Here is a 23,166-nt window from a genome sequence, read left to right on the forward strand (position 1 = left end):
ATGAAACAGATATTTCATGTAATTGTTTTATGTAATTGTTTTATGTAAATATTTCAGATAAAATTTCATTTAAACCACAAAGTAATTTTTCCTGTTTATTAAAAAGAAAAATCAGTCAGATGATAATAAATAAAGATTTATCTCTCATTCAGAGATTATCCTATAAAGACAATTCTTTCTTTTTCATTATCCCTCAAAAAACGGACACTTTCGCCTTCTACAGCCTCAATCCAGGGATATATGATACACTCTTTTGTTTCGTATGTTTTAGGATCAAGAATACCTGCCGTATCTCCAGTTATGTAACTTATAAATGCTGATTCAGAATCCCTTACATTCCCAATAAACCTTCCTTTAGGCTCATCCTTTGTATTCTTGATGCCTGCATCCTGCAGGTCAAAATATTTGATAAGATTTGAATCAATGCCTCTTATCTCATAATATCGGTCTTTTTCTTCAAAAACATCACCTTTCTGGTATCTTGGCAGTCGCACAAGATATGTCATACGGTAAATTGTCTTTCCGTCTTTTTCACCGGCAAGCTTTGGATGTCTTGTAATTTTCCCACCAAGCTCTTTTGTTATGCTTTTGGAGATAGCCTCGCCCAGATTATGACTTGAGATGATAATATCCACCCCATCCTTGTTCTCCTGGACTTCAGTTATGAATGAAAGCCGCTCACCCATCTCCTGGACCTCCTCCTCATGCCGGTGGGCAATAGCAAGTGCCCTGTCCTTTTCAAACTCATCAGGTTTTCGCCCATCTGCTCTTAGCTGAATTGTTCCGGCATAATATCCGCCTGAATAGCGGCTGCATCTGTCGCACTGCTCTTTTGACCAGAGAATAAGTATTCTGCAGTCCTCTTCAACCAAAACTCCATAGAGCTTTCCCTGAATATTTACGTTAACTGATGTTCTGTTCGGACTTGGATCATATGAACGAAAGACTATACTTATAGCACATACATCTTCGTGAATATGAATTGCGTTTAAAGCAATCTCTTCAATTAATTTTTCTCTCTCAAGATGACAGTCAGTCCACGTGTTTTGTTGTTTTAATGATCCACATGTCGGGCAGTGAATACACTGGACACGTTTATCATATGTTACCCAGGAGAGCTCCTTTGCTTTGCAGATGTTGCAAAGGCCCGCCTCGCTTGGACCGCCGCATTTTGGACAAATATTTTGTTTTATATCCATAACAATCAAATTTTTAATTAAAATTTACAGAATCTGTATATGGGGAATTCCATTTATGTACAAACAGTTCTCTTCTGATATCGCGCCACATTTTGACGCAATTGAAATAACACGTTTACCAACGAGGTTGGCGTTGTTTACTCTGTTTAAGGCACCTATCAGCTCATCTTCGGTTGCTATATCTGTGCCATAGAATTTATCAGAGACTGTTATTTCAATATCGCCTTCGCTTATTGTTTTATTGATAAGTTCCTGATCACAGGCAGCAACAATTTTTTCTATCCCGTCTATCCTGTAAATCTTAAGGTACATTGCCTATAATATTGGCTTTCATAGATAATACTAATGTATGTCTGTGCAGAAAAAAGTTTAAAAAAAGTGTTTAAAAAAGGTCCATGAAACTAATTTTTCATGCACGTTATTATGAAAATAAAATTTAATTTTTTGGATTAATGTTTCATCCAATAATTTTTTCATGGATTTTAGTCTATTTCAACGCCATAAACCTTCTCAGGAGTATCTTTGTGGATTCTGAATGCATCTTCTATAGTAATTTCTTCTGATTCAAGCATTCTTCTTGTAAATCTTGGAACAGATTTTGGACCGATTACAGAACCGGGACGGGAGAGATCGTCCATATAATCGCTCTCCATTGTAAATTCACGCTTCATTTTTGCAAGCTTTGGTATATCCTCGTGCTTTGCAATCAAAGATGGCATAAGAGGAGTGTCAGGCGTTGCGAAATGCTTTACAACCCTTGATGGATTTATGTTCATATCCTTTGCCAATTCATAAATATCTGTGCACGGGCCTGATTCAGCGTGAATCTGAAGTGCGCAGTCAAGGTCTTTTGAAAGAGAAAGTGCATGCTTTAAAATCCGGTTTGATGCATCCCGGATCTCATCAGAAACAGGATAATGTGGCCTTCCGCTCTTTAGTGCCACCGCTTTATTTGATTTTACATATTCAGAAGCAATAGTAAGTCCTTCTTTTAATATCTCTTCAGCACGAAAAAGAGGCATTAATTCACAAAGTTTTGTAAGCTCTGCCGGATGAACACCCATTATTGGAAATGCACGCACTCCGGTTTCGTATGCAATCTCTGATGCCCTGAGATTTATGTCAAAAACTTCTCTAAAATCACTACCTTTCAAAGGAACAATTCCAAAAGACCATGACGGAAGGGTAACGCAGAACATATGAGTTCCTCCTGCATTCATAAAGTCTTTTACGGCTTTTGCTCCCCGTCCACTGACAGGATTTATGTGAATATGATCATCGGTTACAAAAAGGTCTTTTAAAATCATCTGAGTTCCAGAATCTTCATCATAGGATATTCATTTTCAAGTTTTAAACCTGCAACACAGACCGAATCTTCAACCTGAGTTGTTATTTTAACATCAAACATCTTTCCGGAAAGCTCACTATATCCAAAAGAATTCAAAACCATCAAATCTGTATTTATTAAAACCGTAATCTCTTTAACATAAGGCTGGAGGCTTACAGCTTCTTTTATTGTCTTTTCTACCAAAGGTGCAGTTTTGGGAGATATTGGTGTTCCAACAAACTGGTGATAAAGTGCGCCCAGTTTTATTCCTGCCTCAAATACTGCCTGTGCCTTGCTATCCATAGAGAAATTATTTGTGAGTTATAGATTATTTGTTTTGGTATCCTGACTTCTATATCTAAAATAATTTCAGGACATTATACTGGAATGCAACAGTGATAAAACTAAAAAAAATGAAACGGAAAAATAAATGAAACAAAAAAAATAGACTCTTCGCCATATTTCTGATCACCCTAATTTGGAATTGATTTGTCGCGATGTACACAATATCCCCGGGAACCGGAGGGGCCTAGCCCCCCTCCGGTGACCTATCGTAAGCGGGGTGGGTTTAAGGGAGGGGCCTGTCCCCTCCCTTGCTAATAATCGATTATCTTTGATTGTCTTCCAGTCAAGGCCAGTAACCTAAGAAACTGATGAAATCTTCCATATCAATAATCTTAAAAGCCCACAAATGAGAACATAGATGTGAATGCAGAAATGCATTCCCTCCATTTGTAATGTTTATTGGACATATCATCATATTTGGAGGTTATTCTCTAAGTTGTTTCTCTTTTTGGATAGTCCTAACTTTCAGAAAAATGGAGAAGAACCAAAAAATATTTGCAAGTAATATTTAATCTATCAGATGAGCTTGATTAAACCGTGACGCGGTTCCATTGCCTCACCGTTTCTTAACAGATCGTCAATTCTCTTTCTGATATCATCTCTTTCATGCCCTTTCTGGATTAATACCTGAATTACATCGTCAATCTGGGCATAGCCGTTATCATCGGCACGGGATTTAACAGCCTCTTTTATCTCACGGATGATGTCACGCCTCTGCTTTGGAATGCCGGTTACCAGTTTGTCAATATCAAAACTGCCGGTCTCAGGATCGTATGCAACATCGCGAAGACATCTGTCAACAATGCGTATGACCCTCTCGGCATCAGACTCATCAATCTCATCTGAAAGGCGGATTCTTGCACTGGCTTCCGCAAGTCTCACAAGCGCTTCAAGCTGTCTTGCAGTTACAGGAACGGGCTTACTGTTATCAGACGCCATGTCTCTTAAACTTAAGTAATACGCAATGAGTTTCTCTTTGGCTTCCTTTCTTAGAAGCGGGAAGCAGTTCCTCTTTGAATATGCAATATATTTTCTAAACAGCAGTGGATCAATTTCCGGAAGAACAGGGGCTAACTTCTCCTGGATAAAGTCGTCATCAACCTCTTCCATCGGATTTTTCTTGTTGTGCTCAATAATTTCTCCCACTTCATGAGCCTTTAAAATATGTTCACCAATTGCCCTGTCAAGAACGCTGTTTGGTTTATCTCTCATAACAAAGATAAGATCAAAACGCGACAGAAGAGAAGGCGGCATATTAATCTGTTCAGCTATAGGGGCATACTCATCAAACCTTCCCATTTTAGGGTTTGCCGCTCCCAAAAGTGCACAGCGCGACCTAAGAGTGGCGGTAATTCCTGCCTTTGCAATGGAAATTGTCTGCTGTTCCATTGCCTCATGCAGTGAACTCCGGTCATCCCTTGTCATCTTGTCCATCTCATCAACAGCCGCAATACCCATGTCTGCAAGAACAAGAGCACCTGCCTCAAGTGTCCAGCGTCCGTCACCAAATTCATCTTTTACAGCCGTTGCTGTAAGACCGGCAGATGTTGATGACTTGCCGCTTGTGTAAATTCCTCTTGGAGAGAGTTTTATGACATACCTTAGCATCTGCGACTTTGCAATACCGGGGTCTCCGACAAGGAGCATATGAATATCGCCTCTTAGATGACTTCCGTCAGGCAGGGACTTTACAATTCCTCCAAACAAAATTAAGGAGATTGCTTCTTTTACCTCATCGTTTCCATAGATAGAAGGTGCGATTGAGTGTGAGAACTTCCTGTAAAGTTCAGGATCACGACTTAGCTCAACAATACTCTGCTCATCCTCATCTGAGATTGCAACCTCCTCAAACTCTTTTTCACCAACCTCTAATGAGTTGGCCTCAAGATAAATATCAAAAAGAGAGCTTTTGCTGCCCTGGGAAACCCTTTGAATTGAACGTAAAATTCCATTTATTACAACGCGGTCACCAGGCGATGCTGTTGCCACAAGATCGTCTTGCAAATCAACATCCAGTGTTTCAGGCTGTTCGCCGCCCCTTAGACCTTCCGGAGACTCCTGAATCCTTAGTTTTTGAACGTCAACGAACTTTGAAAGCTGTGGAACAAGCTCCATTTTGGTCTGACGCTCACACTGTGCACAGTTTCTGTAAGGCTCCTGAAATTTGCCAAAACCCTGAGAATAAGGAGGTGTTAAAGTGCCGCAGTTTAAACATCTGAAAATTGCATAGGTAAGACGCGGACGAACCTCAGTCGTCTTTCTGATAATTCCTTCGACTGAGAGGAAAGTGTTTATGTGATGCGCTCTTATGTCACGAACGTCAATTTTTTTTGGAAGCCTTATAAAGCGGACATTTACATCATCTGCCTTTTCTTCCTCATCCTTTGTAAAAATGAGATTATTCTGCTTTATTGCATCCTTTACGTCAGATAAAACTTTGCCGGGATTTTTCAAAAGCTCATCTGCGAGCAAAAGACCTCTTTTGCCCCATTTCTCAAGTTTCTGGTAATCAATAACCAGTGATCTGTTGTATGGAAACTCTCTTGCAATCTCCCCCAGTTCAGCTTTGTAGTGCTTTTTTAAGAATTTGCTCCAGTCGGCAGCCTTATCAGTAACGGTTGCCTCAGGTTCGGAATTTTCTGGAAATTGCGGAATTTCATCCATATATATTATACCGTATTTTTGTATTTTTCAGCGCTCATAATACAGCGGGCCAAAAGTGCCTCCATCTGAATATTCTGGTTTGCACCTTCGCTGATTCTAAAGTCAGTTTCTCCAAGATTATTTATGAGTTCAACTTTTAGCTTTCTATTAATTGTTTTATCATAGACAAGCGTTCTGTAAAGCTGATTTATAAGTTCATTTGGGGCAATTCCCCGCTTTATTGTCAATTCCGAAAGCCGATTTTCAGAAGCTTCAAAATCGCAGTCAAGAATTATCTGTAAAAGCTCAAGTATTTCATCAGGTCTTGCAGTGGATGTAATCTCATAGATCATATCCTCTGATATCTCACTTTTTATGATTGCCGCACCCTGAAGTGCGTTTATTGCCTTTCTCATATCACCCTGGGCAATATATATTATAGCACTCATTGCATCATCTGATATTGTAAGGCCTTCATTTTTACAGATTCGGCTTATTTCTTCTGTTATTGCCTCACGATCCAGAGGCTTAAACCTGTATATTGCACATCTGCTCTGAATAGGATCAATTATTTTTGATGAGTAGTTGCAGGATAAAATGAATCTGCATGTCTGTGCGTAGTTTTCCATTGTGCGCCTAAGAGCTGATTGTGCATCGTTTGTTAAAGCATCAGCCTCATCCAAAAAGAGAATCTTAAACGTTGCATCTCCCATTGGTGCAGTGCGCGCAAACTGCTTTATCTGGTTTCTGACAACATCAATTCCTCTTTCATCAGATGCATTTAATTCCCTGAAATTAACCTGCCAGTCATCTCCAAAAAATTCCCTTGCAAGCGCAACCGCAGAGGTCGTCTTTCCAATTCCTGCAGTTCCGGTAAAAAGAAGATGCGGCAGACTTTTTGCGGCCACATAATTTTTAAGGCGTTCTACAATGCCTGTTTGACCGACAACATCGTCAAGCGTCCTCGGCCTGTACTTTTCTATCCATATTGTATTGTTTCCGTCCATTTTATCAGCCCTGCATTGAATTTTATTGTTGAATTATCATTTATGGTTACTTTTAATTTTTTTAAATCTCTTTTTTCTTTTTTTCTCTCTATTTTTCTTTCTTTTATTCTCTTTTAATAACTCATCAGGTCTATTACATACTTATCAGATCTTCTTATGAAGCAGACTATATGATTTGTTATTCTTTTATTTTCAGGTGTTATATTGATCACTATTTTGTCTGCAAAAGACAAACATATTTTAAATCAATATATTTTAAAAGAGAACGATTACTGATTAAACCGAATATTGATCAACCGTAGATTAACCGGATTAATTTTTAGATATGGACGACTCCACATACAGACTCTTTGCAGGTGAACTTGAGCTTCTGGATAGACTAAATCAGAATAATGGAGATTTACTTTTGCTACCGGATGGTAAAACTGTAAATAATCTTTATTTATGCGGTGCTTTAACTGAAGTAAAAAAAGGACCCGGGGGATATGTCTCATCAGTAAGAATTGCAGACCCCACAGGTGTTTTTGTACTTTACTGCCGGAAGAATCGCTCATACTGCTCTTCAGAATTTTTAAAAGTTGGGATTCCATCATTTGTCAGCGTATTTGGAGAGGTAAAAACATCTAAAAGAATTTTCAAATCTGAAAAAACTCGGTTTTTCATAAATCCACAGGCAGTCAGAGAAATTACAAAAGAAGAAAGAGACAGGTGGATATTGTCTGCTGCAGACTTTGCACTTGAAAGACTTAAAAAATCAGTTGAATCCTTCGAAAACAAAAATCCTGAAATGACTGATAATTCAGAAATTACCAATATTTTCGAAATATCAAATGATTCTAAAGAATTAATCAGGATAATTGAAACAGCAATCTCTAATATTTATTCAAATGCATCTGAAGAGTCATTTGAAAATAAAAAGGATGATATAAGTAACACCAAAAAAACAGACTCACAGGACAAAACATCCTGCCCTGATATTGAACATATAATTCTTGAAATTATTAAAAAGAACAGTACAAAAAAAGGTCTTCTTCTAAAAGATTTCTACAGCTTTGCCGATTCTGCCGGCTTAAATCCTGATGATGTTAAATCATCGGCTGAAAAACTTATAAAAGAAGGAGAGCTTTACCTGCCACCCGGCGGTTACATAAAAATACTCTAAAAAGGTTTAAAATTAATCTAAAAAACTCTAAATTATCTGAAATAACTAAAAAATGATACCTGAATTTCTGCCTGAGGGTCCTGCACTTGTTATCGAAAATAAATCACGCATATTAATAGCGGCAGACACTCATTTCGGCGCTGAAACACAGCTTGCAAAAAACGGCCTTCATATAAAAAGCAGTAGCGAAGATAGATTAAAAAGACTTCTTATGTGTATTGATAAATCCGGATGCGACCAGCTATTGCTTCTTGGTGATGTTAAGCATTCAATTCCCCTGACATCAAAGCAGGAATATTTTGAGATGCCAAAGATCTTTAAAGAAATCCGAAAAAAAATTCCATTTCAGATTCTTCCCGGAAATCATGACGCAGGAATTGACAGATTTTTGAAAGAAGATGAACTCCTGCCAAAGGATGGCTGTGTTATTGACGGAACAGGATACCTTCACGGCCATACTTATCCGGCAAAAGAGCTTCTTGGAAGACTGATTGTAACAGGACATGTCCACCCGGTAATATGTCTTTATGATGATGTCGGATGTTCACTTAAATCCCAGCCTGCCTATGTATTAACAAAAATTGATAAAGACTCCTTTAAAATGAAAAATTCATCAGATGTTTCCGGTACACGTGTTTTGTTTGTACCGGCATTTTTTGAACTTGCCGGCGGAATTGATGTAAGAGAGCTTAAAAAAAGCGGCATGGGGCCGCTTTCAAAAGGAATAGATGAAGACCAGGCCGAGGTTTTCTTAAGTGACGGAACATACATAAACAGCCTTTCCAGTCTGATGAATGATGAGTGCAATAGAACTTTTAGATAAACAAATACGAAACCTTCTAAAAAGAAGAAATTTCATAGAACTCTCCGACACTCAGGAAGAGACAATTCCTCCTATAATGCGTGGCAGTCACACATTATGTATTGCACCGACCGGCACAGGAAAAACTGAAAGCGCCATGCTTCCCGTATTTCACAATCTTTTGAATATCGAAGGGAGCGGATTTAAAGCTCTTTATGTAACACCTCTTCGATCTTTAAACCGCGATATACTAGGAAGGCTTGAATGGTGGGCAAATGAACTTTCTCTGACAGTCGGCGTCCGCCACGGAGATACAACCCAGTATGAGAGACGAAAACAAACTTTAAAGCCCCCCGATCTTTTAATTACAACTCCTGAGACTCTACAGGCGATGTTTACAGGAAAAAAATTAAGAGAGCATCTCAAAAATGTCAGATATGTAATAATTGATGAAATCCACGAACTTGCAGGAAACAAACGCGGAGCTCAGCTTTCTGTTGCACTTGAAAGAATTAGAGAATACTCAGGAGAATTTCAAAGAATTGCTCTTTCTGCAACAGTTGGAAACCCGGATGATGTTGCACGCTATCTCTGCGGAGAAAGACCATATGAAATTGTAAACATTCCTGTTGCACCTCTTCTTTTGGTAGATGTAAAATATGCCGGCGAATCTTTTCCTGAACAGACAAAGGGGGTAGAAAAAGAGATCAACACAAAAGACTCAACTCTTGTTTTTGTAAACACAAGAGTTACTGCAGAGGCACTTGGTCATCAGCTTTACGAGAGAGGTGATGTCGATGTTCATCACGGTTCACTTTCAAGAGAGGTCAGAATCGATGCAGAAGAAAAATTCAAACGCGGAGATTTAAAAGCACTTATCTGTACATCCTCAATGGAGCTTGGACTTGATATTGGCCATATAGGGCAGGTTATTCAGTTTGGCTCACCCCGTGAAGTCTCAAGACTTTTGCAAAGAATCGGAAGGGCCGGACACCGTTTAGATACAGTATCAAGGGGAAGAATCCTTGCAACCGGATTTGATGATCTACTGGAATCCCTTGTAATTGTCAGAAAAGGGCTTTCAAATGAATGTGAAAATCTCGAACTGATAATAAATGCCGCAGATGTTCTTGCAAACCAAATCTCTGCCATTGCTGTTGAATATGGAGAAATCAGCACTGAAAGGTTAAAATCAATTATAAAGAGATCAGCATGCTTTTCAGACTGTGATGAACTATTACCGGAGGTTTGTCGCCAGATGGCAGAGCACCGGCTTATCAGAATAGAATCAGACATGATAATCCGGACAGGAAGAAGCAGAAATTACCTGTACTCGAATCTCTCAATGATTCATGACGAAAAAAAAGTGAAAGTATTTGACATAATTACAAGGCGATATGTCGGAACACTAGATGAATCGTTCGTTGTCGGATTTATATTTACAGGCGCTGTTTTTATAACAAAAGGTCAGCTCTGGCAGGTAATTGCAATCGAAGACAAAATGATAAAAGTCGAACCTGCACACAGAGCAAGTGGCGAACTTCCATCATGGGAGGGCGAGCAGATACCTGTACCTTTTGAGGTTGCAAGAGAAGCAGGAAGACTTCGCCGTACGAGAAATTTTAAGGGTTATAAAACAGATTCACAATCAGTTAAATTTGCAAAAGAATTCCTTTCCGGGATGGATAATTCCAAATCGCCGGTCCCGTCAGACAAACTGATAACTATCGAACACTATGATGAAGGTGTTATTATGAATGTCTGCGGCGGCCATAAAGCAAACGAAGCTTTGGGAAGGGTTGTATCAGTACTTCTGGCGGCAAGATTCGGAACATCAGTTGGAATAGAAGTTGGTGCATACAGAATTTTATTCAGGCTTTCCCGTGAGATTAAAGCATACGAGGTAATGGAAGTTCTAAAATCAGTTGATCCGGCCCTTCTTCGCGGAATTTTACAGCTCGCACTCAAAAGGACTGCAATATACAAATGGAAACTGGTTCAGATTGCAAAAAAGTTTGGTGCTATTGATGCAGATGCAGATTACGAACGAATAAGCATTAACCGCCTTACAGAACTCTTTGATGGAACTATCATTCAAAAAGAAGCATACCGGGAGCTTTTCTCACTGAATATGGATGTGTCATCTGCGGAGAAAATAATTAAAGAAATTCAGTCGAATCATACAGAAATATCAATTGGTCCCTTAAGTGCGATTGGAAAAGAAGGTCTTTCTTCGTCACGTGATGTGATACCTCCGGAATCTGTTTCCCAGGCTGTCATTACAGCTCTAAAAAAACGCCTTGAAAACGATAATATAATTCTCTTCTGTATGAACTGTCGGAAATGGAAGAGCAAAACCACAGTCAGCAGAGTCCCTGATGACATCGTCTGTCCAAAGTGCGGTGCAAGACTTATTGCGGCACTTAAGCCATATGAGGAAGAAAATATAAGACTTTTGTCAAAAAAAGAAAAAAACGCTGAGGAAAGAGCACTGGAGGTTCGTTATCTTAGAAATGCAAACATTGTTCTTTCAAGCAAAAAGCCGGCAGTAACTGCCTTTGCCGCGAGAGGAGTCGGGCCGGACACTGCATCAAGAATTATTGCAACATTTGCAAAAGGTGATGATTTTTACAGAGAAATTTTAAAAGCCGAGAGAAATTATATCAAAACGCACCGCTTCTGGCAGTAAAAAAAAAGTTGAAAAGGATTTATAATATTATAAATTGTGGTCTCTTAGAGCATTCAATCTCTTATACTCTTTAATTAAACATTTTTTATCAGATTATGCTTTCATAATAATATTCTCTTATTACATTATTGATTCAAGCTTTTGTTCCAGGACATCAAGTCCGCCTTTGACATCATCAAGATTTTTTCCTCCTGTAAGAATTATTTTTCCTGATGAAAAAATCAGTGCCACAATTTTTGGATCATCTATTCTGTAAACAAGTCCCGGAAACTGTTCCGGTTCGTACTCGATATTTTCAAGATCCAAAGTTACGACAATCCTGTTTAAATTAACCGGTTTTTTCATATCATACGAGCAAACTATGTTTGTTATCGAAACATCATTTTTCTCAAATGTTTTTACATTGATTTTTTTAAGCGAATTTATTATAATATCAAGACCGGTTTTTAAGTCTTCTTTTCTTCGGATGCCGGTAAGCACTATTTTTCCTGACGAAAATATAAGAGATGCAACTTTAGGGTCTTCAACTCTGAAGACAGCTCCCGGGAAACGTTTTTTATTTAATTCACAATTTGGAATCTGACGAGATACTTCTTCTAAATTTATTGAATCTGCAATCTGACCAGAAGCTACAATATTCTCAATTTTTAAGGATTCGTATTTTTTCCCATCCATTGTATTATAATTTCCAGCCATTTGAGCATAATATTAACTATCTGATTGTCCCCTGCCAGACAGTGCCAGAGATTAATAATCGCGAATCAGGAATCATATCACAGTTGATACCATCAGGTGAATTCTTTTTTTTAGTAATATCATTTACCATCTAAAACCAAATCTGATTTGGTATGAAAGTCAAAATCCCTGATAGACTTTCATCAGTTTTTGTGTGATGAAAAAAGCTCATCATGGGGATTTTACATGAAACACTGCATGAAAAATTAGTTGAAAAATTAGTTTCATGAATGTTTTTTGAATAAATATCAATCTATGATGGATTACAACCTTTTTTACACTTTTTAGCCTCATCATCAGTTTGTATTTTGGATTTTTTTTGATTTACATTTTAAAATATTTACAAAGTCCGTCACAACATACATAAACATACATCAATTGTCAGAAATAATGTTTTAATGTCATTAACTGACTATCGGCAATGACAATTTTAAATACATTAAAATACATTGTGTGTAAAAAATGTAGTTATGAATTCTGATGAAGAAAAATACTACACACCACAGGAGGTAGCTGACGAACTTAAAGTAGAGGCAAGAACAATTCACTCATGGCTAAGGGAAGGTCAGATAAAGGGTGTAAAAGTAGGAAGACTCTGGAGAATTCCCCATAGCGAGATAGAAAGATCCAAAGGAAGTGACAAATCTTCATTTGATAAGGAATGCAGTATTCCTGTTGAAAAATCTCATAATATGAAAGATTATGATTCAACATACAAAAAATATAAAATAGAAGTTCCGGAATACTTCAATTTTGGATATGATATAATTGACAAGTGGTCAGAAACAGACAGAAACAAACTTGCAATGATCTGGGTTAACCAAAAGGGTCTTGAAAAAAAATACTCCTTCAGAGATTTAAAAAATCTATCTAATCAGGTCGCAAATATCCTTTTAAAGTACAATATAAACAAAGGCGACAGGGTTTTAATCATGCTTCCACGTATTCCGGAATGGTGGATATTTGTAATCGGTCTGATAAAACTTGGTGCGGTTGTATGCCCATGCCCCGTATTATTAACACCAAAAGATCTTAAATACAGAATTAACGCCGGAAAATTCAAGATGGTTATCACAGATCTTGAAAACGCTCCAAAAATAAATGAAATCTGCAACTTCTGCCCTACTTTAAGAGCAAGAATGATAGTTGACGGTGAAATGGAAGGCTGGGCAAGTTATCCTTTTGAACTTTTATACCCGGCTCCTGTATCTCACAGATCTGTAAGCATGCCGGCTGAATTTAAAACACGCTCCAAAGATCCAATGCTTATCTACTTCACATCAGGAACCACAGGCGAAGCAAAAATGGTTCTTCACAATCATGCTCATCCTCTTGGACATAAAGTGACAGCAGAACTCTGGCATGATTTAACTCCAAATGATGTCCACTTCACATCTTCTGACACAGGCTGGGCAAAATGCGGATGGGGGAAAATCTTTGGCCAGTGGATCGCCGGCGCATGCCTTCTTGTTATAGATTTCAGAGGCAGATTTGAGGCAACACAGCTACTTCCATTTATTGAAAAATACGAGGTAACGAGTTTTTGCTGTCCGCCAACAATATACAGAATGCTGATTCTTGCGGATTTAAGCAAATTTGACTTGTCAGAACTTCGTCACTGCACAAGTGCCGGAGAACCCCTGAATCCTGAAGTTATCAGAATCTGGGAGGAAGGAACAGGTCTTACAATCCATGAAGGATACGGTCAGACTGAAACATGCTGTGCAATTGCATCTTATACCTGTATAAAAAACAAACCAGGTTCAATGGGAAAACCTGCACCGGGCTGGAATATTGAGCTTCACGATGATGACGGAAATCCTGTGGGCAACTTTGAGGAAGGAAGAATTGCAATCTCACTAAATCCCCGCCCAATCGGACTTATTGTTGAATATGTAGAAAACCCTGAAGCAAACACAGAGTCGTTTGTAAACGGTTTTTATTATACAGGAGATAAAGCATACCGTGACGATGACGGCTATTTCTGGTTTGTAGGCAGAAATGATGATGTTATAAAAAGTTCCGGATACAGGATTGGTCCTTTTGAAGTTGAATCAGCACTTCTCGAACATCCTGCTGTGAAAGAGTCCGCAGTTGTAGGCTCACCTGACAGAATAAGAGGAATGGTTGTAAAGGCATTTATAGTCTTAAATGAAGGCTTTGAACCAAGCGAATCACTAATAAACGAGATTCAGAGATTTGTCAAGAACAACACCGCACCATATAAATACCCGCGTTCAATTGAATTTGTAGAAGAGCTTCCAAAAACAATATCAGGAAAAATAAAAAGAAACCTGCTTCGCGAACAGGAATTAAAAAAATACAGAGGAGAATAATTTCTAAAAAGAATAAATTTCTTTTTGATTTTTAAATCAATTTTACTTCGTAACTTACATGAAGATGTTGTATGAAATAAAATTTCATGAACGTTTTTAAATCAAAATTACTTCATAACTTACATGAAACTTTTGCATTCAATAAAATTTCATGAACTTGTTTTAAATCCTTTTACAAATTTGACAGTATTACCAGTTATCAGCAGTCTTACTCATATACACAATGTGATCTATTCCTTCCTCATACTTTATTTTGTAGATATTGAATCTTTCAAGAATTTGTTCAATTTCATGGGCAGATTCCACAATTTTTTCATATTCAGGAGAGCTTTTATTCCCGATTACCTTTATTATATTCATTAACGGCTTATTTATCTCAAAAACAACAGAATGTGCATTAGAGAGACTGTTTTTTATATCTTCAAGATTCTGGGAGATATACTCATCATGCTCTTTTTGATTAACAAGCGAGGTTATATCCTCAATTATTGTTGTAACATGAGTCACCTGGTTGTTTTTTGAGCTAGGGATAAGAGAAACTCTAAAATAGTTTATCTCTCTTCCTTTCGATTTTAATTTCTTGGTCTTTACAATTGAATGATTTGTGCGGAATACTTCAACATATTCACTTCCCGAAACAAAGATGGAGAACTCTTTTAGCTCATAAATAGTCTTTGTAAGCTGAAATGAACTCACCCCAAGTCTCTTTGAGAATTCAAGAAAACTGTTGTTGTAGTATACAAATTTCATGGAAATATCAGTTATAAATATAACCTCACTAAAAGAGTCAATTAAACCGGTAAATTCATCAAAAGGAATATCTTTTCCGGGTTCTTTTTTAATATCATTATCAACAGAAAAAATAAAATTCTGAATATCTCTTGATTCATCAAGTATGAATCCTGCTCTTAGATATACAAGACTGGTTGAATCAGGATTTTCAATCTCTATAGAATCCGGCCAAAAATAAATCATGTCCTTATAGCCGTTAATCTTTTCGGGCTTTGCAGGTGTTGAGAATATGTCATGGAGTTTTCTGCCGACAATTTTGTTATCCTCACCCACTAACTCAATAAAAGAAGTATTTGCATGAGTAATTACTCCGTTTTTGTCAGTCGCAATAAGAGGCTTTTTAAGTGATGAAATTTTCTTTGAAAGATTTTCTTTTGCCTTGTTAGTCTCCAAAGAGTCTATTTTGCTTTTGACACGGGTTTTGTGAATCGCCATCTCAATATTTCCAAAAAGCTCACGCTCTTTGAAAGGTTTTATTAAAAATCCGGCAGGTTTTATAGAAACAGCCCTTTCAACTGTTGTTTTATCAGAATTGCCTGTAAGAAATATAACTGGAATGTCATAAAGATCCATAATTTTTTTTGCGGCTTCTATACCATCCATATCACCTTTCAGGCGAATATCCATCAGAACAAGATCAGGATGTTTCTCTCCACATACCTGTATCGCGTCAAAACCGCTGATAACAGTGCCTGCAATATTATATCCAAGTTTTTTCAATGTTGCCCGGATTTCCATTGCAATTATCATCTCATCTTCAACAATCAGTATACTACTACCTTTCATTTAATCAACCTGATAATTTTGATTATTTTTTAAAATTTTACTGATTTTTGTATTCCTGCAGGAATAGTAATTATATATTCCGCACCGGGATTGTTTCTTACTTCAATTTCTCCTTCAAGCTGGGCTGTAAGATTGTAAATCAACTGCATCCCAAGTGATTCTGAGTTTTCATAATCATAATACTCTGAAAATCCCTTCCCGGAATCTTTGACTCTTAAGACATACCTGTCATCTTCTTTTCTATGGAAATCAATTTTTATTTCTCCGCCCGATTCGTCAAAAGCATATTTTAGTGAATTTGTAAGGATTTCATTGATGATAAGACCACAAGGTATTGCTGTATCAATATCCAGTGTAATATCCTCATCACAATCACAGACAATAATAATTTTTTCATCATCCGCACCATATTCATCTGAAAGGTGCATGTAAAGTGTTGTAATATAATCTTTAAGATTTATTCTCGCAAGATTTTCTGATCGGTATAATTTTTCATGTATCATCGCCATTGAAAAAACCCTGCTTCTGCAGTCCAGCAATATATCATGTATCCCTTCATCATCAGACTGGAGATCTTTTAGCTTCAGAATGCTTGCAATAATCTGCAGATTATTTTTAACTCTGTGGTGAATCTCTTTTAAAAGAATCTCTTTTTCTTTTAATGCTTCAAATGTCTCCAGCTGTTTTTGCTTTTCAAATTCCTTCAATTCATTTTCAGTTTTAACAAGCTCTGTTATGTTTGAAATTACACCCTCCACTGCAATTATCAGACCATTATCATCCTTTATTCCCCATCCCTGATTCCATACCCATTTCTCCTCGCCTTTTGCTGTCAGTATCCTGTAGCGTGCCTCAAAAATATTGTCTTTTCCAAGTGATTTCAAAACATTTTCTTTAAATATTTCAAAATCATCAGGATGAATTATTGATTTTAGGTTTATTGGCTTTCCTTTAATTATATCTGACTGCGAATATCCGGACAACTCATAAAAGCCATCGCTTAGGTATTCAGCAGATAAATGTTCATCAATTCTACACCTGTAAGCCATTCCGGAAAAATTCTGCATCAACCGGGATAGTTTTTTTTCAGTTGCATCAAGGGCTTTTTCAGCTTCTTTTATCTTTGTCAGATCAACGACTGCAAATCTGATTCCGACAGGTACATCCTTGTCTTTTATTGGGTTTGTGTAGAGAATTATTGGAAATTTTGATCCATCTTTCTTTTGAGCAAAACAATCTTCAAATGAATGTTCATCAATTTCGCCCTTCATTAATTTTTCAAAAATTTTCTGACATTCTTTAAAATTATCAGTGCAGATGAAATCTTTAGCATAAATTTCATTTTTCATATCTTCTTTTGTCAGGCCAAAGCTTTGAAGCCCTTTTTTATTGATGAATGTTATCTTATAATCACTGTCTGTTTCAATTACAGTTAATGGAAGGAAGTTTGAAAGATCATAATATTTTTTCTCTCTCTCTTTTATCCCCTCATAGGCTTTAACATACTTGGTTGCATCAGCAAATGCCGCAATTGTAATATTTGAAATTTTAGCATCTGATGAAGAATTATCTATACAGCCACTGCTAGTTAAAAAGGTAAGAAGATAATGAATTTTTTCTTCTTTTTTTTCAGGATTTTTTAATTCCACTAAAAAAGGCTTATTAAATTTTTCAGTACTTTTACTATTAATGATGTCCTGAATTTTTTCTTTTGATTCATCAGAATAAATCCCAACTTTTCCGATGTTTTTTCCTATAATTAATTCTTTTTTGCATCCGGATTTTTTTTCAAACATATAATTTACATCAGTGATAATTCCATCATTATCAAAAGCGACAAGAGGTCTTGTATTATAATCAAAAAGAGTTTTAAATTTGAATCTGTTTGTCATCAACTCCTTTTCTTTAACAGATAGAATCAGTGCAATAATTCCCATTACAAAAACCATCAAAAGAGTAATTCCCCAATCAGGATTTTGTCTATTTAAAAGAACAGTAAATAGTAATGCTATGAGTAAAAGAATACCCGATATTAAAAGACCTTTTTTTTGGAAATAAAACACTGCAAAAATAATCGGTAATAAATACAACTGCATTGCAGGAATTACAGCCGCATTTGTAAAAAGAGAATATGAATGGACAAAAATTACTGCTGTTGAAAGAATTAAAGTAATTATTATCTTTTTATTATATGATAAATCACTGGTTGTCAATGAATGCTTCATGAAATATCCTGCCAATTAGACCTTTTTTATTGTTTTAATATTGCTTTACAGAGATTAAGTACATCTGGACTATAAATTCTTTTTCATCATTACACTAAAAAAATAATAAATTTATACCCAAAATGTGATAATGAATCAATATTTTTTCTTCTACTTTTTATTATCCTCATTTTCTGATTAAATTCTGTAACTGGCATCCGGTTCATATGAATTTGCCTCATCCATATAATTTACAAATTTGATATGGTTCATAACAAAGATGAGATTTATATTCTTTGCACCACAAAGTTAGTATTACATGGTGCGATTTTCAGTCACAATGGATGATGAACTTGTCGATAAAATCGACAGAACCACCTCTTCTTTGGGGAAATCCAGATCAGAATGGATAAATGAGATCTGCGAATCAGGCATATCAGGTGCAGTTCTTCCCGGCGGCGGCCAGTGTGTTGAGGATCTTTTGAACTTAAGTGCAAGGATTCCAAAAAACCAGCCAAATATGACAGATTATGAAACCCTTTACAAGAATTTTAAAATTGACGTTCCCGAATATTTCAATTTTGGATTTGATGTAATTGACACCTGGGCTAAGATTGACAGGAACAAAAGGGCAATGATCTGGATTAATCAAAGTGGTTATGAGAAAACATATTCCTTCAGACAGCTCATGACAAAATCCAATCAGGCCGCCAATATGCTTTTAAAATACGGCATTAAAAAAGGCGACAGGGTTGCATTAATGCTTCCAAAAATTCCGGAATGGTGGTTTTTTGCCATTGCATGCATCAAGCTTGGTGCAGTATTTGTCCCATGCCCGACAATGCTAACTTCTAAAGATCTTTTATACAGGACGCACGTTGCCGGATTTAAAATGATAATAACCGACATGGAAAATGCACCAAAAGTAGAGGAGATATGTCCGGAATGTCCTACACTAAGAGGGCGTCTTGTTGTTGATGGTGTAAAAGAGGGCTGGATAAGCTACATCGTTGAACTTGATTATCCTGCACCAGTCTCAGGCAAACTGGTGACAAGCGGACTTGAGAGGACACGCTCTTCAGATCCAATGGTTATTTATTTCACATCCGGAACAACCGGAGAGGCAAAAATGGCTGTCCATAACCATGCACTTCCTCTTGGCCATATCACAACCGGTGCATACTGGCTTGATGTTAAAGCAAACGATGTTCATCTGACACTTTCGGATACAGGCTGGGCAAAATCATCCTGGGGCAAATTTTTTGGCCCGTGGATTCAGGGAGCATGCAGTATTGTATATGATTTCAGAGGTAAATTTAATGCAACAGAAATTCTGCCCATACTTGAAAAATATGAAGTCACAACCTTTTGCTGTCCGCCGACAATATACAGAATGCTTATAATGGCAGATCTGGATAAATTTGATCTGTCATCACTTCGTCATTGTGTCAGTGCAGGCGAACCACTAAACCCTGAGGTCATCAAAGTCTGGAAAGAAGGTACAGGACTTACAATATACGAAGGATACGGGCAAACTGAACTTGTATTATGCATAGGAACATTTCCGTGTATGCAGGCAAAGCCCGGTTCTATGGGAAAGCCATCTCCCGGGTGGAAGATAGAGCTTCACGATGATGACGGAAAGCCGGTAAAAGCCTGTGAGGTTGGAAGGCTGGCTGTCTCTGTAAACCCAAGGCCTGTTGGAATGTTTGTTGAATACTTCAATAATCCTGAAGCCAATGAAGAGGCGTTTTCCGGTGATTTCTACTATACCGGCGATAAGGCCTATATGGATAACGACGGTTATTTCTGGTTTGTTGGAAGATCTGATGACGTAATTAAAAGTTCCGGCTACAGGATAGGTCCGTTTGAAGTGGAATCTGCAATTATGGAGCATCCTTCAGTAAAAGAGGTAGCTGTTGTCGGATCACCTGATCCAATACGCGGAATGGTTGTAAAGGCATTTGTCATCCTAAAAGACGGATATGAACCTTCAGAAATTCTTGTAAGACAGATTCAAAAACATGTTCAGACAACAACTGCACCATATAAATATCCGCGAATTATTGAGTTTGTTGAAGACCTGCCAAAGACAATTTCCGGAAAAATCAGACGAAATGTGCTTCGTGATGCAGAGATAAAAAAGCATGTTGAAAATATGTCACTTGATTCTAAAGAAAAAACAGAAAAAAATGCAAAAAAGACTGAGAGAAAATCCAAATAAAAAATTCAAATAACCCCCCCCGGTTTTTTTATAATTACCATATTTAATAAAAAAAATCAGAGATATTTGTTAATTTTTTTATATTCAATTAAAATGAAGAATTAAATTGAAGAATTGAATTAAAATCGAAAAAAAATTAAAATGGAATATTAAATTCTCTTAAATTACTGAATTTATAGTCATGTATTTATCCGGTAATAAAAACCAAAGTTTATGTTCTAAAAAGGTTAACTGAATAAGGCAGGCGAATCACGCCGGGCCATATTTTAAAAAATTATTAGAGCGAGGGTTGCCGAGCCAGGTCAAAGGCGTTAGGTTCAGGGCCTAATCTTGTAGGAGTTCGAGGGTTCGAATCCCTTCCCTCGCATTTTTGAAATTTTATTATTTTTTTTAGCTTTTTTTGATTTAAACTTGGTTTTGGAATAATTTACCATGAAAACGTCCATGAAAAATTTTTTTCATGAACGTTTTTTTAAAATTTAATTTTAAAGATTTAGATTTTAAATCTGGTTTTTTGATTTAATTTTTAAAATTTGAGTTGTTTCTCTTTTTTGATTTTTAAATGCAAAATTCTCTTAAATTTGCAATAGTTAAATTTGTTGAATTGAATTTTAAAAAAGTCTTTAAAACTAATTTTTCATGCACCGTTATAATAAAATCAAAACAAGGTTTTCATCAGACCCGGGTTTTCATAGTTTTCATTTTAAAAAAACAGGCATAAAGAATTTTTTATCTTTATGCTATTATGCTATTATACAATTCATTATGCTATTATACACCATTATGCCATTGTTTCTGTAATGCTCATAAAAGAAATCATAAAAAATGCGGCAACCATTACCAAAAGAATCACAGGAATCAAAACAGCAATAACATAGACAATAACAGCCTTTGAAGTGCTTATGTCCTGAAGCTCCCTTAATCCTAAAATACCAAGAACAATCGACCATAATGAAAAAATCAGACCAATTACAGGTAACCATCCCAAAAGAAGTTCAGGAGTGCTTGCATAAATAACAGATTTGATAGTCGCCATTATGCCATTTTTCCCTCCAAGCAGGTATACCCAGAGATGAAGCCATACTGCAAATACAAGTGTCAGAATGAGTGTACCTAAAAGACTGCTTATCAACACCATGACAATGCTCTGGCCGCCGGGCATAACTCCTCCAAACCCTATTACGGACATAATTGCAACAAGGACTGAATAAACTACCAATAAAACGCCAAAATAAATGAATACTTCATTTACATCATCTTTTTTTGACTGTTGAAATGCTTCAACAGGGTTTAGAATAAAACCCTTGACCTTTGAAATAATGCTCTCTATCATAGCAGTGAATTATATTCCTCTGTATAGGATATAATACCACACTGTTTAAAACGAAACTAAAAATTAAAAGAAGAAATAATTTTTTCTTCTGTTTAACACTCAAATTATCGTTTAATTATTATTGTCCAAATCATCCTCAGTCGCAAATGATTAAATATAGATTCCTGAACCTAACCACCAGTCATCATCAACTTTTGCGACATAACCGAGCTTTGACTCAACAACACGGTCATGAGCAGGATTAATATAATAAAATCTTACAAATCCGCTTTCATTCAATGCCATATCACGTAAATCTTTAATGAAAAGCCCACCGGACGCGTCAGTTTCATCTAAACGGTTTACACCAATTTTTTCAGGATTAAACGGATGTGCAATTGTTGTTCCGTTAAAATCGTAGGCATAGATGTATAACTCTCCTTTGACAAAAGAACCGTTCGGATTAGAAAATTCTGCCAAAGCCTTTTCTTTTCCGTTCTCACGGGCATAAGATACAGCGCTGTCAACAAAAGCTACCAAAGTCTCATTTGTTGTATATTCAGTTGCAGAATTGTCTGTCAGCTGAGGCGTCGAATCTGTATTTTCCGAATCGTTTTGCATACATCCGGCAACTCCCATAAAAAAGCCAAGCATTAAAATTAAAACAACCAGACAGGAAATTCCTTTCATATATATTTCTTAGATCTTATCTCTTTTAAAAACTACACTCTTTTTAAATTGCACCCTATAAACTTTTTCTCCCCTTTAAAATATCTGTCATAAGTCCGGGAGAATGAGATCTTTTTTCAGCGCTTTTCTGTACTGACCCTATAAAAAATTGCATTTTACCGCTCTTTCAGATACTTCCATATGAACACTATAAAGTTTGTCCATTAGTCTTATGGTTTTAAGAATTTCATTAAAATGTAGATGGTTGAAAAAGATTACGAGTCGCTGAAAATTGAGAACATGGTTGCATCTGGTGTCATCGCTGAATCCATTGATCTTTTTGAATTTACAGAAAAGGTTGAAAACTGCGAATTTAACAAAAAGCGCTTCCCGGGAGCTGTCTTTAGGATTGAAGATCCTAAAATCGCATGCCTGATTTTCTCATCTGGAAAGATTGTGATTACCGGTGTCAGAGACAATAAATCCCTTGAAATAGGAATTGAAAAAGTTTTGAAAGCTCTTAATGACGCTGGTATCAAACCTCTCGACAAACCTGACATTGCTGTTACCAATATGGTCTGTTCATATAACCTTGAAAGAAAAATTAACCTGAACAAAATGGCTGTAACTTTGAATATCGAAAATGTCGAGTATGAACCGGAACAGTTCCCGGGTCTTGTATACCGCATATTTGATCCAAAAATTGTCTGTTTGATATTCTCATCAGGAAAGACAATTCTTACAGGCGGTAAGAATCTTGAGGATGTTAAAAGAGGAGTAGATGTCCTTGAAAAGACTCTTGACAATATTCTGTAAAGTTGTATAAAAAAAAAGTATAAAAAAATCATGAAAAAAAAGTTTCATGAACCTTTTTTTAAAAACTAATGAATCAAAAATTTATTTAATAAATTTTTAATCGTTTTTACCTGGTTTT

17 protein-coding genes and 1 tRNA gene are annotated in these 23,166 nt (G+C 36.6%); 7 read left to right on the plus strand and 11 right to left on the minus strand.

Features of this window, described 5'->3' with window-relative positions:
- Positions 1–155 precede the first annotated feature (155 nt).
- The 6 genes from L1994_RS06025 to L1994_RS06050 form a co-directional block, all read right to left on the minus strand.
- Positions 156–1,199: a 60S ribosomal export protein NMD3 gene (locus tag L1994_RS06025; protein WP_278100774.1), complete on the minus strand. Its 1,044-nt coding sequence runs from the start codon at positions 1,197–1,199 to the stop codon at positions 156–158.
- A 24-nt stretch (positions 1,200–1,223) separates the two neighbouring features.
- Positions 1,224–1,511: a DUF424 domain-containing protein gene (locus L1994_RS06030; protein ID WP_278100775.1), complete on the minus strand. Its 288-nt coding sequence runs from the start codon at positions 1,509–1,511 to the stop codon at positions 1,224–1,226.
- A 170-nt stretch (positions 1,512–1,681) separates the two neighbouring features.
- The gene (locus L1994_RS06035) at positions 1,682–2,506 is read right to left on the minus strand and encodes a TatD family hydrolase (protein ID WP_278100776.1); all 825 of its coding nucleotides are present in this window, start codon (positions 2,504–2,506) and stop codon (positions 1,682–1,684) included.
- Positions 2,503–2,829, minus strand: coding sequence for a dihydroneopterin aldolase family protein (locus tag L1994_RS06040; protein WP_278100777.1), 327 nt, complete (start codon positions 2,827–2,829; stop codon positions 2,503–2,505). Before L1994_RS06040 ends, L1994_RS06035 begins: the two co-directional genes overlap by 4 nt.
- A 558-nt stretch (positions 2,830–3,387) precedes the next feature.
- Complete coding sequence (locus L1994_RS06045) at positions 3,388–5,535, minus strand: minichromosome maintenance protein MCM (RefSeq protein ID WP_278100778.1); 2,148 nt, start codon at positions 5,533–5,535, stop codon at positions 3,388–3,390.
- Positions 5,536–5,540: 5 nt separating this feature from the next.
- On the minus strand, positions 5,541–6,521 hold the full coding sequence (locus L1994_RS06050; RefSeq protein ID WP_278100779.1) for a replication factor C small subunit: 981 nt from the start codon (positions 6,519–6,521) through the stop codon (positions 5,541–5,543).
- A gap of 325 nt (positions 6,522–6,846) precedes the next feature.
- On the opposite strand from L1994_RS06050, the gene L1994_RS06055 reads away from it, so the two are divergent.
- From L1994_RS06055 to L1994_RS06065, 3 genes are read left to right on the plus strand one after another with little or no spacing between them, the layout of a single operon-like run.
- Positions 6,847–7,683: a hypothetical protein gene (locus L1994_RS06055; RefSeq protein ID WP_278100780.1), complete on the plus strand. Its 837-nt coding sequence runs from the start codon at positions 6,847–6,849 to the stop codon at positions 7,681–7,683.
- 52 nt (positions 7,684–7,735) lie between these two features.
- Entirely contained in the window at positions 7,736–8,506 is a 771-nt protein-coding gene (locus L1994_RS06060; RefSeq protein ID WP_278100781.1) for a metallophosphoesterase, read from the plus strand.
- Entirely contained in the window at positions 8,478–11,174 is a 2,697-nt protein-coding gene (locus L1994_RS06065) for a DEAD/DEAH box helicase (RefSeq protein ID WP_278100782.1), read from the plus strand. The genes L1994_RS06060 and L1994_RS06065 overlap by 29 nt, the downstream gene beginning before the upstream one ends.
- Positions 11,175–11,294: 120 nt before the next feature.
- Here the strand turns inward: L1994_RS06065 and L1994_RS06070 are convergent, their stop codons facing one another.
- Positions 11,295–11,849, minus strand: a complete 555-nt coding sequence (locus L1994_RS06070) for a TATA-box-binding protein (RefSeq protein ID WP_278100812.1) — start codon at positions 11,847–11,849, stop codon at positions 11,295–11,297.
- 530 nt (positions 11,850–12,379) lie between these two features.
- Here L1994_RS06070 and L1994_RS06075 point away from each other — a divergent pair.
- Positions 12,380–14,245 (plus strand): AMP-binding protein, encoded by a 1,866-nt coding sequence (locus L1994_RS06075; RefSeq protein WP_278100783.1) that lies wholly within the window; start codon positions 12,380–12,382, stop codon positions 14,243–14,245.
- A 189-nt stretch (positions 14,246–14,434) separates the two neighbouring features.
- Here the strand turns inward: L1994_RS06075 and L1994_RS06080 are convergent, their stop codons facing one another.
- Positions 14,435–15,823, minus strand: coding sequence for a response regulator (locus L1994_RS06080; RefSeq protein WP_278098573.1), 1,389 nt, complete (start codon positions 15,821–15,823; stop codon positions 14,435–14,437).
- A gap of 29 nt (positions 15,824–15,852) precedes the next feature.
- Entirely contained in the window at positions 15,853–18,048 is a 2,196-nt protein-coding gene (locus L1994_RS06085; protein WP_278098574.1) for a PAS domain-containing sensor histidine kinase, read from the minus strand.
- Positions 18,049–18,346: 298 nt separating this feature from the next.
- Here L1994_RS06085 and L1994_RS06090 point away from each other — a divergent pair, with 298 nt between their 5' ends.
- Together L1994_RS06090 and L1994_RS06095 are read left to right on the plus strand one after the other, a co-directional pair.
- On the plus strand, positions 18,347–20,251 hold the full coding sequence (locus L1994_RS06090) for an AMP-binding protein (RefSeq protein WP_278098575.1): 1,905 nt from the start codon (positions 18,347–18,349) through the stop codon (positions 20,249–20,251).
- Between the two features lie 282 nt (positions 20,252–20,533).
- Positions 20,534–20,618 (plus strand) — tRNA-Leu (locus L1994_RS06095).
- 414 nt (positions 20,619–21,032) lie between these two features.
- On the opposite strand, the gene L1994_RS06100 is transcribed toward L1994_RS06095, so the two are convergent.
- Positions 21,033–21,584: a Yip1 family protein gene (locus tag L1994_RS06100; RefSeq protein ID WP_278098576.1), complete on the minus strand. Its 552-nt coding sequence runs from the start codon at positions 21,582–21,584 to the stop codon at positions 21,033–21,035.
- 150 nt (positions 21,585–21,734) lie between these two features.
- The gene (locus L1994_RS06105) at positions 21,735–22,253 is read right to left on the minus strand and encodes a cache domain-containing protein (protein WP_278098577.1); all 519 of its coding nucleotides are present in this window, start codon (positions 22,251–22,253) and stop codon (positions 21,735–21,737) included.
- A gap of 240 nt (positions 22,254–22,493) precedes the next feature.
- Between L1994_RS06105 and L1994_RS06110 the strand changes: the two genes are divergently transcribed.
- A complete protein-coding gene (locus L1994_RS06110; protein ID WP_278098578.1) occupies positions 22,494–23,048 on the plus strand; it encodes a TATA-box-binding protein in 555 nt (184 codons plus the stop codon).
- The last annotated feature ends 118 nt before the right edge of the window (positions 23,049–23,166 follow it).

It is taken from the genome of Methanomicrobium antiquum, from assembly GCF_029633915.1.
GTDB lineage: Archaea > Halobacteriota > Methanomicrobia > Methanomicrobiales > Methanomicrobiaceae > Methanomicrobium > Methanomicrobium antiquum.

What these genes read in the sequence shown, in the direction of transcription:
- L1994_RS06085 (WP_278098574.1), bottom strand. Translation starts at nt 18,048, where the DNA reads ATGAAGCATTCATTGACAACCAGTGATTTATCATATAATAAAAAGATA.
- L1994_RS06060 (WP_278100781.1), top strand. Translation starts at nt 7,736, where the DNA reads ATGATACCTGAATTTCTGCCTGAGGGTCCTGCACTTGTTATCGAAAAT.
- L1994_RS06050 (WP_278100779.1), bottom strand. Translation starts at nt 6,521, where the DNA reads ATGGACGGAAACAATACAATATGGATAGAAAAGTACAGGCCGAGGACG.
- L1994_RS06090 (WP_278098575.1), top strand. Translation starts at nt 18,347, where the DNA reads ATGGTGCGATTTTCAGTCACAATGGATGATGAACTTGTCGATAAAATC.
- L1994_RS06100 (WP_278098576.1), bottom strand. Translation starts at nt 21,584, where the DNA reads ATGATAGAGAGCATTATTTCAAAGGTCAAGGGTTTTATTCTAAACCCT.
- L1994_RS06065 (WP_278100782.1), top strand. Translation starts at nt 8,478, where the DNA reads ATGATGAGTGCAATAGAACTTTTAGATAAACAAATACGAAACCTTCTA.
- L1994_RS06040 (WP_278100777.1), bottom strand. Translation starts at nt 2,829, where the DNA reads ATGGATAGCAAGGCACAGGCAGTATTTGAGGCAGGAATAAAACTGGGC.
- L1994_RS06025 (WP_278100774.1), bottom strand. Translation starts at nt 1,199, where the DNA reads ATGGATATAAAACAAAATATTTGTCCAAAATGCGGCGGTCCAAGCGAG.
- L1994_RS06105 (WP_278098577.1), bottom strand. Translation starts at nt 22,253, where the DNA reads ATGAAAGGAATTTCCTGTCTGGTTGTTTTAATTTTAATGCTTGGCTTT.
- L1994_RS06080 (WP_278098573.1), bottom strand. Translation starts at nt 15,823, where the DNA reads ATGAAAGGTAGTAGTATACTGATTGTTGAAGATGAGATGATAATTGCA.
- L1994_RS06045 (WP_278100778.1), bottom strand. Translation starts at nt 5,535, where the DNA reads ATGGATGAAATTCCGCAATTTCCAGAAAATTCCGAACCTGAGGCAACC.
- L1994_RS06070 (WP_278100812.1), bottom strand. Translation starts at nt 11,849, where the DNA reads ATGGATGGGAAAAAATACGAATCCTTAAAAATTGAGAATATTGTAGCT.
- L1994_RS06035 (WP_278100776.1), bottom strand. Translation starts at nt 2,506, where the DNA reads ATGATTTTAAAAGACCTTTTTGTAACCGATGATCATATTCACATAAAT.
- L1994_RS06030 (WP_278100775.1), bottom strand. Translation starts at nt 1,511, where the DNA reads ATGTACCTTAAGATTTACAGGATAGACGGGATAGAAAAAATTGTTGCT.
- L1994_RS06055 (WP_278100780.1), top strand. Translation starts at nt 6,847, where the DNA reads ATGGACGACTCCACATACAGACTCTTTGCAGGTGAACTTGAGCTTCTG.
- L1994_RS06110 (WP_278098578.1), top strand. Translation starts at nt 22,494, where the DNA reads ATGGTTGAAAAAGATTACGAGTCGCTGAAAATTGAGAACATGGTTGCA.
- L1994_RS06075 (WP_278100783.1), top strand. Translation starts at nt 12,380, where the DNA reads ATGAATTCTGATGAAGAAAAATACTACACACCACAGGAGGTAGCTGAC.